Source organism: Streptomyces sp. Ncost-T10-10d (assembly GCF_900091955.1).
Classification (GTDB): domain Bacteria; phylum Actinomycetota; class Actinomycetes; order Streptomycetales; family Streptomycetaceae; genus Streptomyces.
Genome location: NZ_FMDF01000057.1, coordinates 1 through 14,519 on the forward strand (window position 1 = coordinate 1; position 14,519 = coordinate 14,519).

The following is a 14,519-nucleotide window of genomic DNA, read 5'->3' on the forward strand; positions in this document are numbered from 1 at the left end:
CGCGCCCTTGATCGCCTTGCCGTCCGCCTTCCACTGGTAGGCGTACGAGGTGGCGGACGGTGTCCAACTGCCGGGAGCGGCGGTGAGCTTGGCACCCACCTTCGCCGTACCGGTGATCTTCGGGGAGGTCGTCGCCCTGGGGGCCGCGCCCTGGGTGGCCGTGACCGCCGCCGAGGTGGCCTGGACGTCCGGGGTGCCGGTGCGACGGGCCGTGACGGTGACGGTGACCTTCTTGCCGAGCAGCGCCGCGGGGACGGTGTACGTGGACGTGGTCGCGCCGGACACCGCCTTGCCGTCGGCGTTCCACTGGTAGGCGTACGAGGCCGGGGCGGGCGTCCAGGTGCCGGTGGAGGCGGTGAGCCGCTCACCCACCTTCGCGGTGCCGGTGATGGCCGGGGGCGCACTGTTCTTGAGCGGGGCCCCGGTGACGGTGAAGCTGCCGCGCTGGTACCCCCACCCGTTGTGGGTGTTGACGCCGACGTTCCAGGTCCCGACGGCGGCCCCGGTCAGGTCGAGTACGGCCGTCAACGTCCGCCGGTCCGCCGAAACCGCGGTGGTGGTCGACGTGATCTGTTTGCCGTTGAGAGACAGCACGATCTCGTCGTCCTTGTGCAGGGACGTGCCGCTCAGCTGAACCGTCGCCTTCGTGCCGCTGGCCCCGGTGGCCGGAGTGATCTGCCCGATGGTCACCTGCTCCGTGCCGCAGAGGACGGACGTGCAGACCGCCTCGGCCTCGTACGAGGTCTTCGATGCCTTCTCCGGCAGCGAAAGGACGAGGATGCTCGGGGTGGTCTCCTTGGTGTACGGCTCGTTCACGGCGCAGTCGTAGCCGGTCGGGATGTAGCGAATGCAGCCGTTGTCGAGGCTCGGGTCGTACAGCGCGGGTACCGCCGTCTCGGTGGCGCCCGTCGTGTCGCTGATCTTCATTTCGAAGTAGTCGCGGTACGCGGTGGGCAGTGCGGCGCAGACGGCGGTGTGCTGCTCGTCGAGGGTGCCGGTGACCGGGCCGTATCCGAAGGCGACGTTGGGGACCTTCTCGCACTCGGCGGCCGGTCCTTCCGCGCCGGCGATGCGCAGGGCGTCGAAGCGGTACGAGTCGGCGGCCTGCAGGCCCGTCCGGACGGTGACGAGGACCTGGTAGTGGGTGGAGCCGGTGACGGCGCACGCCTGGTTCTTGTTGCACAGGGCGGTGCCGTCGGCGTCGTACACCACCACGTTCGCGGTGCCGAGCGAGTCACGGACATTGATGTGCAGGGTGTCCTTGACGTCGGCGGTGGTGACCTGGCGGCAGCGCAGCTCGCCGGGGGCGCCCATCGTGCCGCCGGTGGACGGACCACCGACCTTCGTCGCCGGGTTCGGGGCGCAGCCCTTCGCGGTCGCGGTGACATCGCGACGGGTCAGGGTGTAGTCGGCGGCGGTGTCACGGCCGGTGACCAGCACGGTGTGGGCCACGCCGGGCGCCAGTTCGCAGGTCGTCCAGGTGGAGAGGGACGAGTAGATCGAGCAGACCTGCTTGCCGTGGGGGTCCAGGACGGTGAAGGCAGCGGTGGACGTGGTGCCGGGGGCCGCCTGGAGCTGAAGGTTCTCGTAGTCGCTGTGGTCGTCGGCCGGGATGGTCAGGCAGTGCGAGAAGACACCGTCGCCGGTGGAGAACCGGGCCGCCGGGCTCGTCGCGGTGAAGTCGCCCGCCGGGATGGCCGCGCATTCGCTCGCCGTGTCGGTGCGGTGCAGGGCGAGGGCGTACGGACCGGTCGGATTCGACTGGCTGTCGGTGGAGACCAGGGCTCGGAACGGGGCCTTGCCGGTGAGTGCGCACGTACCTGCCGAGAGGTCGGTCCAGTCGCAGCGCTGTACGCCGTCGGCGTCGACGACGGTCACTTCGGGGCGTGGCCCGGACCCGCTGAGGTCCTTCAGCACGGCCAGGCGGGCGTCCGCGGGGAGTGGCAGGGACAGGCAGTCGATCTCACCGGGCGCAGTGAACGCGGAACGGTACAGGCCGAGTTCGACGGGCTCACAGCCGGTGGTGGCGGAGCCGTCGAGGATGAGGGTCGGGTCGTCCGTGAAGACGGTGTAGTCACCGGCGGCGGGGAGGTCGCAGCCGTTCCAGGTGGTGCAGACGGTCTTGCCGTCCCGGTCGTACACGGCGAGCACCGAACGGGCGCCGTCGTGGACGCCGTACACGTTGTAGCGTCCGGCGGCCGGGGCGGTGAACGTCTTGCAGCCGCTGGCCGGGACCGCGGTCGTGGGTGCGGAGTTGTATCCGTTCAAGGGGACGTGGGTGCAGCCGACCGGGTCGGAGATGCGCCGGACGGTGAGGGTGTACTCGGCGGGGAAGCCGTGTTCGGCCTCCCTGACCTGGGAGAGCACCCGGTACGGGCCGTCGCCGGGCAGTACGCAGCCGTCGTTGTCGTCCTCGTTGAAGTGCGGGCAGATCCGGGCACCGGTCTCGTCGGTGATCCAGGACAGGCTCTCGCCGTACACGGTCGTCTTGATCTTGTTGGTGATCCGCTCACCGGGCCTGCCCGTGAACGGCTGGCACTGGATGGCGGTCGCCCCGGCCGCCGAGCCGACGACGGGTGCGGTGTCCCAGGCCGTGCTGATCTCCGGTGCGCAGCCCTTGGTGGTGCCGAGGGGAACGACGGCAACGGTGGGCTTGCTCGGCTCGGGCCAGTTGTTCGTCAGCCGGAGCGTGAAGTCCCCCGTGCGGGGCAGCCGGCACCAGCCGGCACCCCACTCGGGGTCGTAGCAGTCGATCTCCGTCTCGCCGTCGAAGACATCGGCGTACGTGTTCCCGGCGTTGCCACCGATCAGCACGACCTTGTGCAGGCCGGGCGCCTCGGCCGTGATGGTGAAGCAGGCCGTCCCGTCCGCGGGGACGGTCACGGTGCCTTCCGCCGGAGCGGCTTCGCCGAAGGCCGAGAGCGGCAGCGGGGCGCAGTCCTCATCGGCCGCGGCGGCTGCCGCAGATGCGGGGGCCGCCCCGGCGGCGTACGCCGGACCGGCGCCTGCGGGGATCAGCAGTGAGAGCAGGACCGACAAGGTGAGCAGCAGAGCGGTGTACGCCGCAGATCTCGCGGCCGTACATGGGCGGTTGGGCATTCCGTTCCCCCCGGACCGGTGAAGTAAGTGCTTTCCGCCGGGACTTCATGAACGACGCGCGAGCGCGGTACATCCCGGGACGCACGCAATGTGTGTGCGAATTGTAAAGAACGCACACGATGATCGCACACACGCACTATCGAACAGGCCCATATTTCCGGCTGGGTGACGGATGCCCCGAGACGTCTCGGCGATGCCCCTGTCACCCGTGGCCTTCGAAGGGGGCGCAGCAGCCTCGGAGTTCCGCGCTGCGCCTACAGGAACTCCGCGTACGCGTCCAGCGCCCGCAGTACCTCCGCCTCGCCGGCCGGAGGCAGTTGCAGGACGACCTCCTCGATGCCCAGTTCCGCATAGTGCGCCAGCTTGCCCGGGCTCGGAAGCACCGCGTAGGGGACCACCTGGAGCTGCTTCGGGTCACGGCCGGCCGCCTCCCAGGCCTCGCGCAGCTTCGGTACGGACTCCGTCAGGCCGCGGCCGCCGATCGGGAGCCAGCCGTCGGCGTACTGGGCGATGTGCGCGAACAGCTTCGGGCCTGCCGCGCCGCCGATCAGGGTGCGGGGGCCGTTCACCGGGCCGCGGGGCTCCTGGACCGGCTTCGGGTACGCGTGGCTGGCCCGGACCGATCCGAACTCACCGTCGTACGCGGTCGGTTCGTCCGACCACAGGGCGCGCATCAGGGCCATGCGGTCACGGACGAGTTCACGGCGCGTCGACCAGTTCACCCCGTGGTCCGCGGCTTCTTCGATGTTCCAGCCGTATCCCAGACCCAGCGTGAAGCGGCCGTCCGAGAGATGGTCGAGAGTGGCGATCTGCTTCGCCAGGTCGATCGGGTCGTGCTGGGCGACGAGCGTGATGCCGGTGCCGAGGGCGAGGCGTTCGGTGACGGCGGCAGCCTGGGCGAGGGCGACGAAGGGGTCGAGGGTGCGGCCGTACTCGGGCGGGAGTTCGCCGCCCGCCGGGTAGGGGGTGTCCCTGCTCACCGGGATGTGGGTGTGTTCGGGCAGATAGAGTCCGGCGAACCCGCGCTGTTCGAGCTCGCGGGCGAGCCGCAGCGGCGTGATCGTCTCATCGGTGAGGAAGATCGTTGTGGCGATCCGCATATGAGGAAACCTCCGTCGTGATCCGCTGAGGGCCTCAACGTATGCCGTGCGGTGCGGAAAAGCCGAGTGTCCGGGAGTTCGGTCCCCGGTCGCGCCTCCCGCCGTTTCCCCGGAGTTCATGGCTCCCGGCCAGGGTCGGGTGTGTCACCCCTCGCCCGTCACGACACTCCGGGGAGCCACTCGTATGTCCGCATCGCAATCCGCCCACGGCCGCCCGATGGCCAGGCGCGGCCTTCTCGTCGGTACGGCCGCCACCGCTCTAACGTTGGGCACTGTGAGCTTCGCCGACGCCGCGACCGGGGACGACGCCCCGGACCGGACCAGGACCGTGCGCGGCACTCTGCCGACCGGGTCGCCCGACTATGTGTACCTGCCGGTCGAAGTACCGCGCGGGGTAAGGGAGATCGCCGTCTCGTACACGTACGGGAAGACGCCCGTCCCGGCCGGGACCCAGGGCAACGCCCTCGACATCGGCATCTTCGACGAGCGCGGCACGGAGCTGGGCGGGCGCGGGTTCCGGGGGTGGTCCGGCGGGGCGCGCAGCAGCTTCTTCATCCGGGCGGACGAGGCGACGCCCGGCTACATCGCGGGGCCGGTACGGGCAGGGACCTGGAACATCGCCCTCGGGCCGTACACCGTCGCCCCGGAAGGGCTCCCGTACGAGGTGACGATCACCCTGCGCTTCGGGCCCACCGGGTCCGCCCCGAAGCCCGTGTACCCGCCGGAACGGGCGAAGGGGCGCGGGCGCGCCTGGTACCGCGGGGACTGCCATCTCCACTCCGTCCACTCGGACGGCAAGCGCACCCCGGCCGAGATCGCCGCCGCCGCACGCGCGGCCGGGCTCGACTTCATCAACAGCAGCGAACACAACACATACTCCGCGCACAGCGCGTGGGACGGGCTGTGGGGTGACGATCTGCTCGTCCTCACGGGCGAGGAGGTCACCACCCGCAACGGGCATGTGATCGCGCTCGGCACCGACCCGGGTACGTTCGTCGACTGGCGCTACCGGGCCCGCGACAACCGGTTCGGGCACTACGCGAAGGCCGTACGCCGGGCCGGTGGTCTGGTCGTGCCCGCTCATCCGCACGCCACCTGCATCGGCTGCCACTGGAAGTTCGGCTTCGGCGAGGCGGACGCGGTGGAGGTGTGGAACGGGGCGTACACCCCGGAGGACGAGATCGCCCTCGCCGAGTGGGACAACTCGCTCGTGGCGGCCGTCCGTACGTCGAAGCCGTGGGTTGCGGCGATGGGCAACAGCGACGCGCACCGGGAGCCGGACAAGGTGGGGCTGCCGCAGACCGTCGTCCTCGCCGACGAGCTGTCGCGCGAGGCGATCACGGCCGGAATCCGGGCCGGGCACTCCTACATCGCCGAGTCGTCCGCCGTCACCCTGTCCTTCGGGGCCTCGGGAGGGCGCGGCCTGCACGCGGGGATCGGTGAACGGCTGCGGGTGGACGGGGACGACACCCCGGTCACCGTACGGCTGGAAGTGACCGGGGCACCCGGCTGCACCGCACACTTCGTCACCGACCAGGGCACGCTGTTCACGGCCACGCTGCCGGAGTCGGGGACGGGGACGGTCCAGTGGCGTACGACGCCGGTGTACGCCGCCTACGTGCGGGCCGAGGTCCGGCACCCGGCGACGGTGCCGGGGCTGCCGGGGGCACTGGCGGCGCTCACCAATCCGGTGTTCCTGGAGGGGTAGGGGCAGCCCCTGGGAGACCGGCGCGGGGATGGTCCGCTTCGGGGCGGGCGGCGCGAGAGTATCGCCTTGACCTCAAGATACTTGATGTCGACATACCTTCCGTCCGTGCCGACGCACCCCGTCCCTGTGCGCTTCACGGCCGGGAGCGTCACAGTGGAAGGGGGGACACCGGGCGGGCCTGCCGGAGGAGGTGTCCGGATGGATATGACCGGCGAAAACGACGACCGGCTCCGGGACTACCGCAGCGAACGGCACCTCGACGCGACCGCGGAGCCACACGGCGACGGCGGGCGGACGGGTGCGGCGCCCTGTTTCGTCGTACAGATCCACCAGGCGCGGCGCATGCACTTCGACTTCCGGCTGGAGGTCGGCGGCGTGCTGAAGTCATGGGCAGTGCCGCGCGGACCATCGGAGAACCCCCGCGAAAGGCGGCTGGCCGTCCCCACGGAGGACCATCCGCTGGAGTACCGCACGTTCGAGGGAGTCATCGCGAAGGGCAAGTCCGGCGGCGGCACGGTGATCGTCTGGGACCAGGGCACCTACCGGCCGCTCAGCCACGACCGCTGGGGCGCGCCCGTGCCGTTCGAGCAGTCCCTGGAGGACGGGCACGCGACCTTCTGGCTCGACGGCACCAAGCTGCACGGCGAGTTCGCCCTCACCCGCTTCAAGGGAGGCGGTGCGGACGATGCCCCGGGCGAGGAGATCTGGCTGCTGATCAAGGCCAAGGACGGGCGCGCCACCCATGACGGGCCGGACGCACCGGACCCGTACCGGGCGCGTTCGGCCCGTACGGGGCGCACCCTGCAGCAGGTCGCCGCCGAGGAAGGGGGCGGACCTTCGTGACCGCCCGCAGGACCGTGGAGGTCCTTCTCAGCCGCTACGGCACCACCTACGCCGCCGAGGCCGGCATCCGGCTGCGGAACACACCGCAGCCCCTGTACCAACTCCTCGTGCTCAGCGATCTGTTGAGCGCCCGCATCCGGGCGTCCGTGGCGGTGGCGGCGGCCCGCGCGCTGTTCGCCCACGGCATGCGGTCACCGGACCGGATGATCGGGTCGACATGGCAGCAGCGGGTCGACGCGCTGGGCGAGGGCGGCTACCGGCGCTACGACGAACGCACCGCCACCCAGCTCGGCGACGGGGCGGAGCTCCTGCTGGTCGAGTACGGGGGCGATCTGCGGCGGCTGCGCAAGGAGGCCGACGGCAACCTGGACGTCCTGCGGTCCGGGCTGCGCAGAACCCCGGGCATGGGCCCGGCCGGTGCGGACATCTTCGTACGCGAGGTGCAGGCCGTGTGGCCGGAGACGGCACCGTTCCTGGACGGAAAGGCTCTCCAGGGCGCCGAGAAGCTGGGACTGCCCGCCTCGCCGACGAAGCTCGCACGACTGGCGGAGCAGGCCGAGCAAGCCGAGCAGGCCGACGACCGCGGGACCGCCGTGCTCGCGGCTGCCCTGGTGCGCGCCGCGCTGGACAAGCACGTCGTGGACGACGTCGCAGCGCGGGCCTGAGGGAGCGGCCCGCCGCCCCGGCCCGTCGGACCGCTGCGCCCCTACACCCCCGCGGCGGCCGGCCGGCTCAGGAACGCCAGCCGGGCCCGCTTCTCCGGCTTGTCGATCTCCGGGCCGAGTTCGAAGCCCGCCCGGACCAACCGCGCGAGGGCCTTCTCGTTGCCGGGTGCCGCACGCGCTACAGGTCCATACCCGGATGTGCAACGGTTTGGGCCCGTCGCGGCATCCGCAGGCGGAACACACCTGCGAGGACGGGAAGGCGCGGTCCACCTTGGTCAAAGTGCGCGGCACCCGGAACGAATCGGCGACCCGGCTCCTCTGTGGGGTGACGCAACCCGTCACCACCATCCGCCCTGCAGAGGAGCACCCATGAACCCCACCCGGCGCACACCCGCCACCACCGCGGCCGCGGCCGTCGCCACCGTCCTCACCGCCGACGGACTGCTGCACGTCCTCTGGTCCACCGGCACCACCTGGCCCGCGCACGACGCCGCATCCCTCTCGTACGCCGTACTCGGCATCGACGCACCCTTCACCCCGCCCGTCGTCCTCCCGCTCGCCACCCTGCTGTTCACCGGCGCGGCCCTGGTCACCGCCCGCGCCCGCCTGGGCCGCGCCCATCGTCTGGGCCGGCTGCTCCAGGCCGGCACCGTGGCCGTCGCCTGCGGCACCGCGCTGCGCGGCCTCGCCGGGATCGCCTGGGCATGCGGGCTGCGCACCGGACTGGACGACGGGGCGGGCGACACGTTCCACTGGCTCAACCTGGCGCTCTACACCCCTGTCTGCCTGGTACTGGCGGCCGCCGCACTCCGGGTGGCGGCCGGGGAGGAAGCCCCGACCCGTGTCCGATGACCACGGCCTGGATCACGAACGCACTTTCCGGCTGGTGCGCGCGGCCCAGCGCGGCGACACGATCGCCATGAACGAGCTCCTCGACGTCCTCACCCCGTACGCGGGCCGCATATGCACCCCCATCGCCCTGGCGGACGGGCCGGACGCCGTCCAGGAGACCCTTGTCGCCGTCTTCCGCAGCCTGCGTTCCCTCAGGGAACCGGCGGCGCTGTACGGCTGGGTGCGTGCCATCGCCTGCCGGGAGGCGGTCCGTGTCGCCCGCCGCACCGCACGCTCCGTTCCCGCGGACCTCACCACCGTCCCCCAGCGCGGCGACCCGCAGCTGGCTTCCGACATCGGCGACGTCCTCGCCCGCCTCTCCCCCGAACACCGAGCCGTCCTCGTCCTGCGCGACGTCGAGGGCTTCGACGAACAATCCGCCGCCGCTCTCCTCGGCCTGCGCGTGGGCACCGTCAAGTCACGGCTGCACCGGGCCCGGGACTCCTTCCGGAAGGCATGGACGTCATGACCGAACCCCCCTCCCCCCAGTGGCCCACCACCCCGGAACTCGACCCGGTCCGCCGCCTGCACGCCCTCGCGGCGGGCGTCCGCGGCGCCCGCGTCACCACCCGCGAGGTCCCCGCCCCCTACGCCACCGTCCACCCGCTGCTGGCCGACATCGATGGCGAACTGTCCCGGCTGGTCCCCGACATGCGCCGTCTGAGGCTCACTCGCGCGAACGGCGACCGCGTCGAGGCCGTGGCCCGCAGCCGTTACGGCATGCACGCCCGCTTCCACGGCGTACGCCGCCCCGGCTGGCTCTGGCTCCAGAGCCGCTTCGTCCTGATCGGCATGGCCGCCACCCCGTCCCCCTCCACCCCCGGCCACACCCTGGTCGCCTTCACGGGAGGCGTACGCCTCCCGGGCCGCGCGGCCCTGATCCCACTCGGCGTGTCCCGCGCAGGCCGCCGGGTCCTGAGCCGGCTGGCAGCCCGCGTGGGCGGGTAGCCGTACGCACCGTCCGCAGTCTGTCCGGGTCCGAGCGGGAGGTCCCGGCCGTCAGTCCTCCACGACCAGCGCCGGAGTCTCCTTCGTCAGCACCTCGCCGCGGAAGAACGCCGGGCTGCGGCGCTGCATCACCAGCATCAGCACCACACCGAGCAGCAGCAGCCCGACGCCGATCACGAACACCGAGCCGACCCCGAAGACCGACGAGCCGGAGCCGTACGCCGGATCCCACATGTCGTAGAGGGTCTTGCCGAAGACCGCGGTGAGCAGGATGCCGCCGACGACCGGGAAGAGGCCCTTGAAGACCAGGTCGCGGACGGAGCGGGTCAGGTCGGCGCGGAAGTACCAGGCGCAGGCGAAGGCCGTCAGCGCGTAGTAGAAGCAGATCATCAGGCCGAGCGCGTAGATCGTGTCGACCAGGACGTGCTCGCTGACCAGGGTCATGACCGTGTAGAAGACGCCGGTCGCCACACCCGCCGTGACGGTGGCCTTCCCCGGGGTCCTGAAGCGCGGGTGGACGCGGGCGTACGAGGCGGGCAGGGCCTCGTACGTGGACATCGCCAGGACCGTGCGGGCCACCGGGATGAAGGTGGTCTGCAGGCTCGCGGCGGCGGAGGCGAGCACGGCGATGAAGAGCAGGACGCCGAGGCCCGGGCCCATGACCGGGCCGGCGAGTGCGGCGAAGACGTTGTCGGAGGTGTCCGGGTTGGCAAGGCCGAGCCCCGATCCGCCGGAGCCGACGGCCATCTGGGCGGCCACAGCGGTCGCCAGATAGGAGCCGACGAGCACGACCATCGCGATGAGGGCGGCGCGCCCGGGGGTCTTCTCGCTGCCGATGGTCTCCTCATTGGCGGTCAGACAGGTGTCCCATCCCCAGAACATGAAGATCGACAGCGACAGGCCCGCCGTGAACGCCGCGAACGACTGCACCGCGAACGGGTTCAGCCAGGACCAGGAGAAGTCCACCGACGAGGCGAACTCCCCACGGTTCGCCTTCTGTACGGCCATCGCCACGAACAGCGCGAGGACAACGAGCTGAAGGCCCACCAAGGCGTACTGGATGCCCTTGGTGGCCGTCATCCCTCGGTAGCTGATCGCCGTGGCGATGGCGATCAGGACCAGACAGGTGAGGATGTGGACGGGCTTGCTGTCGTCCAGGGCGGCGATCGAACCACTGCCCGCGATCTCGCCCGCGAGGAGCCAGAAGTACGAGGTGGCGACGCCCGCCAGGTTCGACAGGACGATGATCGTCGCGATGACCAGACCCCAGCCGCACATCCAGCCGAGGCGCGGGCCGAATGCCTTCACCGTCCAGGTGAAGGAGGTGCCGCAGTCCGGCATGGCCTTGTTGAGTTCGCGGTACGCGAATGCGACGAGCAGCATCGGCAGGAAGCCGGCCAGGAAGACGGCGGGCATCTGCACGCCGACCTCACCCGCGGTGGAGCCGAGGGTGGAGGTGAGGCAGTAGACGGGCGCGACGGTGGAAATGCCGATCACGGCGCTGCCCATCAGGCCGACGGAGTTCCCGCCCAGGCCCTTGCCGCGTACACCGCCGTCGGCCGGGGCCGTGCCCCGTACCGGGTCTCCGGCCTGCGGCCGCGCGTCCAGCTGTGTCATGAAGAGGACGTTATGCGCTGCGATATCCACATTCGGAGGCTGAGACTCCGGAACCTTGTCCTTAAATTCTGATGACAAAATAGACACACGTAAATTAATTGAAGGCGATTGGCGATTGCGACCTGCCAATGAGAGGCCGACACTCGATCGCAGCGCCGTACGGGAATCGCAGCACTGTCCGTTTTGTGGTAGTTCAAAATTTTCCCGTGGGTGTTCGCTCAGCGGACACCCACGAGGTGTGCCGATTCAGCCCGGCCAGACGATCGCCTGGAGTTCGCTGTATGCGTGCAGGGCGTACGAGCCGACATCGCGCCCGACTCCGCTCTTCTTGAACCCGCCGAACGGGGCCTCCATGTTCCGCCCGATGGTGTTCACGCCGACCCCGCCGGCGCGCAGCTGCCGGGCCACCCGGAAGGCGCGTGCCACGTCCGCGGACCAGACGTAGTCGATCAGTCCGTAGTCGCTGTCGTTGGCGAGTGCGATGCCCTCGTCCTCGTCGTCGAACGGGACGACCACGACCACGGGGCCGAAGATCTCCTCGCGGACGACGCGCATGTCGTTGGTGCAGTCGGCGAGGAGGGTGGGGGCGACGTAGAAGCCCCGGTCGAGTCCGGCCGGGCGCTCGCCGCCCGTGACGATCCTCGCCCCCTCCTTCCGGCCGAGTTCGATGTACGACTCGATGCGGTCTCGGTGGGCGGCGGAGATGACCGGGCCGACGACCGTGCCCCGGTCCGTCGGGTCGCCCACCTTCAGGTGACCCGCGTACGCGGTGAGTTTCTCGATGAGGGCGTCGTGGGCTGCGCGCTGTACGAGGACGCGGGTCGGGGCCGTACAGATCTGGCCGCTGTAGAAGGAGAACGTGGTGCCGATGCCCGCCGCTGCGGAGTCGAGGTCCGCGTCGTCGAGGACGACTGCGGCCCCTTTCCCGCCCAGCTCCATCAACTGCCGCTTCATGGAACGCCCGCACACCTCTGCGATGCGCTGTCCGACGGCCGTGGAGCCGGTGAAGCTGACCATGTCGATGTCCGGTGAGTCGACGGCGGCCTCGCCCGCCCCGGGGCCCGATGCGGTGACGACATTGACGACGCCCGCCGGAACGCCCGCCTCTTCGAGCGCCTCGGCCATCCGGTAGACGGAGAGCGGGTCCTGCGGTGCGGGTTTCACGACGACCGTGTTGCCCATGGCGAGTGCGGGGGCGACCTTGCCGGCCGGGTTGGCCCAGGGGTTGTTGTACGAGGTGATGCAGGTGACGACGCCGACCGGCTGGCGTACGGCGAGCGCCCCGAAGACACCGGCCCGCCCCATCGGGCCGGCCTCGTTGATCTGCGGTGCGACCGGCTCCTCGACCGGTTCCAGGGCGCCCCTGGCATACCGGCGGAAACGGGCGGCGCCGACGGCGGCCTGCATGGCCCTGGCCGTTGGCGTGGTGGCGCCGCTCTCCGCCTGGGCGAGTGCGGCGTTGCCGGTGAAGTCGCGCTGCATCAGGTCGGCGGCGCGGTCGAGGATCGCGGCGCGCTCCTCGGGGCGGGTGCGGGACCAGGTGGCGAAGGCCTCACGGGCCGCGGCCGCCGCCGCGTACACCTGCTCGCGGCTCGCCTCGGGGGCGAGGCCGACGACCTCCTCGGTGGCCGGGTTGATCACCTCGTAGTGGCCGTGGTCGGGTTCGGTCCACTCGCCGCCGATGAACAGGCGCCGGTTTCTGTCGCTCATACGGTGCTCACCGTCCGGGTGTCGCGGCCGGAGCGGAGCACCGTACCGGGGACCGCGCCGGTCACCTTGTCGTCGCGCAGGGTCTCCACGCCGTTGACGCGGACGGACACGATGCCGATGGCCTTGGAGTCGAGGCGGGGGCTGTCACCGGGCAGATCGTGCACGAGGGTGGCGGGCCCGGCATCGATGCGTTCGGGGTCGAAGAGGACGAGGTCGGCATGGAAGCCCTCCTCGATGCGGCCGCGGTCGCGGAGCCCGAAGAGCCGGGCGGGGTCGTCGGTGAGCATCTTGACGGCCTGTTCGAGGGGGAGGAGTTTGCGTCGGCGCAGGCAGTCGCCCAGGAAGCGGGTGGTGTACGGGGCGCCGCACATCCGGTCCAGGTGCGCGCCCGCGTCGGAGCCGCCGAGCATGACGTCCTCGTGCTCCCAGGTCTGCCGTCGCAGCGCCCAGGAGTCGGGGTCGTTGTCGGTGGGCATGGGCCACAGCACCGTGCGCAGCTCGTCGTCGGCGCAGATCTCGACGAGGCAGTGGAAGGGGTCCTGCCCGCGTTCGGCGGCTATGTCGCCCACGACGCGGCCGCTCAGTCCTTCGTTGGCCGCGCTGTACGTGTCCCCGATGACGTACCGGCCGAAGTCGGCGAGGCGGCGGAAGACGCCGGCCTCCTTGCTGTCGGCGCGGCGGAGCATGTCGGCGCGGGTGCCGGCGTCGCGGAGCCGTTCGATGCGTTCGGGGACGGGGAGGGCGAGGATGTCGCCCCAGCCGGGGATGAGGTTGAGGGCGCAGAAGGTGCCGAGGGACATGTTCATGGGGGTGAGGATCGGCATGGTGAGTGCGACGATCCGGCCGCCGGCCCGGCGGGCCCGTTCGCTGGGGACGAGCTGGCGGGGTACGCGTTCGGGGACGGCGGCGTCGATGGTGAGGACGTTCCAGTTCAGTGGGCGGCCCGCGGTGGCGGTCATGTCGACGAGGAGCTCGATCTCTTCGTCGGAGAACTGGTCGAGGCAGCCCGCGACAATCGCTTCGAGCTGGGTGCCTTCGTGTTGACCGACGGCGCGGGAGAGGGCGAGGAGCTCCTCGGGGAGCGCGTGCCGGGAGGCGACGGGCTGTCCGTCGCCGTCGGAGTGGGTGGAGGACTGGGTGGTGGACAGCCCCCAGGCTCCGGCGTCCATCGCGTCGTGGAACAGTGCGAGCATGGCGTCGAGCTGCGCGGGGGTGGGCTGCCCGCCGATCGCGTCGGCGCCCATGACGTGTCTGCGCAGGGCACAGTGGCCGACCATGAACCCGGCGTTGACGGCGATCCGTCCTTCGAGGGCGTCGAGGTATTCGCGGAAGCTGGACCAGTTCCAGTCGACGCCCTCCTCCAGTGCCTTGAGGGCCATGCCCTCCACCCGCGACATCATGCGTCGGGTGTAGTCGGCGTCCTCGGGGCGTTCGGGGTGGAGCGGGGCGAGGGTGAATCCGCAGTTGCCTCCGGCGACGGTGGTGACGCCGTGGTTCATGGAGGGTGTGGCGTACGGGTCCCAGAAGAGCTGGGCGTCGTAGTGGGTGTGGGGGTCGACGAAGCCGGGGGCGAGGACGAGGCCGGTGGCGTCCTCGGTGGTGACGGCTTCCTCGGCGAGCGTGCCCGGTTCGGCGATGACGGCTATGCGGCCGTCGCGGATGCCGATGTCTGCGGGGTACGAGGGTCCGCCGGTGCCGTCCACGACGGTCGCTCCGCGGATGAGGTGGTCGAGCATGACGGGGGTTCCCTTCTGTGTTTCCCGCCGCGGGTACATGGGTGTGCAGCCGGGGTGCGCACGGCCGCGCTACGCACCCCGGCTTCACGGAGCGGCGGTCCGGGAAGACGCCGCTGTTCTCGGCCCCGTCTGCCGGCCCCACCGGCACTTGAGGCACGGGTCCGGCACGAGGCGAAATCCAGCCCCGCCGGCGATTGAGGCG

The 14,519-nt window shown here is 71.0% G+C and carries 11 protein-coding genes and 2 pseudogenes; 6 read left to right on the forward strand and 7 right to left on the reverse strand.

Translation table 11 applies throughout. The features are described from left to right. Both GA0115254_RS08230 and GA0115254_RS08235 read right to left on the reverse strand, forming a co-directional pair. A partial coding sequence (locus GA0115254_RS08230; protein ID WP_093894630.1) for a hypothetical protein occupies positions 1-3,099 on the reverse strand: 3,099 nt, incomplete at its 3' end. 254 nt (positions 3,100-3,353) lie between these two features. Further along, entirely contained in the window at positions 3,354-4,199 is an 846-nt protein-coding gene (locus tag GA0115254_RS08235; protein ID WP_093894631.1) for an LLM class F420-dependent oxidoreductase, read from the reverse strand. A gap of 184 nt (positions 4,200-4,383) precedes the next feature. Between GA0115254_RS08235 and GA0115254_RS08240 the strand changes: the two genes are divergently transcribed. From GA0115254_RS08240 to GA0115254_RS08250, 3 genes are all read left to right on the forward strand, one after another. Continuing rightward, entirely contained in the window at positions 4,384-5,907 is a 1,524-nt protein-coding gene (locus GA0115254_RS08240; RefSeq protein WP_093894632.1) for a CehA/McbA family metallohydrolase, read from the forward strand. Positions 5,908-6,111: 204 nt separating this feature from the next. Beyond that, positions 6,112-6,750, forward strand: a complete 639-nt coding sequence (locus tag GA0115254_RS08245) for a DNA polymerase ligase N-terminal domain-containing protein (RefSeq protein WP_093894633.1) — start codon at positions 6,112-6,114, stop codon at positions 6,748-6,750. Next, on the forward strand, positions 6,747-7,415 hold the full coding sequence (locus GA0115254_RS08250; protein WP_093894634.1) for an endonuclease: 669 nt from the start codon (positions 6,747-6,749) through the stop codon (positions 7,413-7,415). The genes GA0115254_RS08245 and GA0115254_RS08250 overlap by 4 nt, the downstream gene beginning before the upstream one ends. 41 nt (positions 7,416-7,456) lie before the next feature. Here GA0115254_RS08250 and GA0115254_RS47420 read toward each other — a convergent pair. Both GA0115254_RS47420 and GA0115254_RS45715 read right to left on the reverse strand, forming a co-directional pair. Next, a pseudogene (locus GA0115254_RS47420) lies at positions 7,457-7,576 on the reverse strand (siderophore biosynthesis protein); the annotation flags it as partial. 16 nt (positions 7,577-7,592) lie between these two features. Further along, positions 7,593-7,763: pseudogene (locus tag GA0115254_RS45715) on the reverse strand (hypothetical protein); the annotation flags it as partial. A gap of 21 nt (positions 7,764-7,784) precedes the next feature. Here GA0115254_RS45715 and GA0115254_RS08260 point away from each other — a divergent pair. The 3 genes from GA0115254_RS08260 (at position 7,785) to GA0115254_RS08270 (ending at position 9,254) form a co-directional block, all read left to right on the forward strand. Continuing rightward, positions 7,785-8,267 (forward strand): DUF3995 domain-containing protein, encoded by a 483-nt coding sequence (locus GA0115254_RS08260; protein WP_093894635.1) that lies wholly within the window; start codon positions 7,785-7,787, stop codon positions 8,265-8,267. A gap of 67 nt (positions 8,268-8,334) precedes the next feature. Then, positions 8,335-8,775 carry an RNA polymerase sigma factor gene (locus tag GA0115254_RS08265; protein WP_093894639.1) on the forward strand — a complete coding sequence of 147 codons (441 nt, stop codon included), beginning with the start codon at positions 8,335-8,337 and terminating at the stop codon, positions 8,773-8,775. Beyond that, entirely contained in the window at positions 8,772-9,254 is a 483-nt protein-coding gene (locus GA0115254_RS08270) for a hypothetical protein (protein ID WP_093894640.1), read from the forward strand. Before GA0115254_RS08265 ends, GA0115254_RS08270 begins: the two co-directional genes overlap by 4 nt. A gap of 51 nt (positions 9,255-9,305) precedes the next feature. Here GA0115254_RS08270 and GA0115254_RS08275 read toward each other — a convergent pair whose 3' ends face one another. The 3 genes from GA0115254_RS08275 to GA0115254_RS08285 all read right to left on the reverse strand — a co-directional run bounded on the left by GA0115254_RS08275 (position 9,306) and on the right by GA0115254_RS08285 (position 14,317). Beyond that, positions 9,306-10,871, reverse strand: coding sequence for an APC family permease (locus GA0115254_RS08275; RefSeq protein ID WP_093894636.1), 1,566 nt, complete (start codon positions 10,869-10,871; stop codon positions 9,306-9,308). 246 nt (positions 10,872-11,117) lie between these two features. Then, positions 11,118-12,581 carry an aldehyde dehydrogenase family protein gene (locus GA0115254_RS08280; RefSeq protein WP_093894637.1) on the reverse strand — a complete coding sequence of 488 codons (1,464 nt, stop codon included), beginning with the start codon at positions 12,579-12,581 and terminating at the stop codon, positions 11,118-11,120. After that, entirely contained in the window at positions 12,578-14,317 is a 1,740-nt protein-coding gene (locus tag GA0115254_RS08285; RefSeq protein WP_093894638.1) for an N-acyl-D-amino-acid deacylase family protein, read from the reverse strand. The genes GA0115254_RS08280 and GA0115254_RS08285 overlap by 4 nt, the downstream gene beginning before the upstream one ends. Between the last annotated feature and the right edge of the window lie 202 nt (positions 14,318-14,519).

What these genes read in the sequence shown, in the direction of transcription:
- GA0115254_RS08270 (WP_093894640.1), top strand. Translation starts at nt 8,772, where the DNA reads ATGACCGAACCCCCCTCCCCCCAGTGGCCCACCACCCCGGAACTCGAC.
- GA0115254_RS08280 (WP_093894637.1), bottom strand. Translation starts at nt 12,581, where the DNA reads ATGAGCGACAGAAACCGGCGCCTGTTCATCGGCGGCGAGTGGACCGAA.
- GA0115254_RS08235 (WP_093894631.1), bottom strand. Translation starts at nt 4,199, where the DNA reads ATGCGGATCGCCACAACGATCTTCCTCACCGATGAGACGATCACGCCG.
- GA0115254_RS08265 (WP_093894639.1), top strand. Translation starts at nt 8,335, where the DNA reads ATGAACGAGCTCCTCGACGTCCTCACCCCGTACGCGGGCCGCATATGC.
- GA0115254_RS08245 (WP_093894633.1), top strand. Translation starts at nt 6,112, where the DNA reads ATGACCGGCGAAAACGACGACCGGCTCCGGGACTACCGCAGCGAACGG.
- GA0115254_RS08260 (WP_093894635.1), top strand. Translation starts at nt 7,785, where the DNA reads ATGAACCCCACCCGGCGCACACCCGCCACCACCGCGGCCGCGGCCGTC.
- GA0115254_RS08275 (WP_093894636.1), bottom strand. Translation starts at nt 10,871, where the DNA reads ATGACACAGCTGGACGCGCGGCCGCAGGCCGGAGACCCGGTACGGGGC.
- GA0115254_RS08240 (WP_093894632.1), top strand. Translation starts at nt 4,384, where the DNA reads ATGTCCGCATCGCAATCCGCCCACGGCCGCCCGATGGCCAGGCGCGGC.
- GA0115254_RS08285 (WP_093894638.1), bottom strand. Translation starts at nt 14,317, where the DNA reads ATGCTCGACCACCTCATCCGCGGAGCGACCGTCGTGGACGGCACCGGC.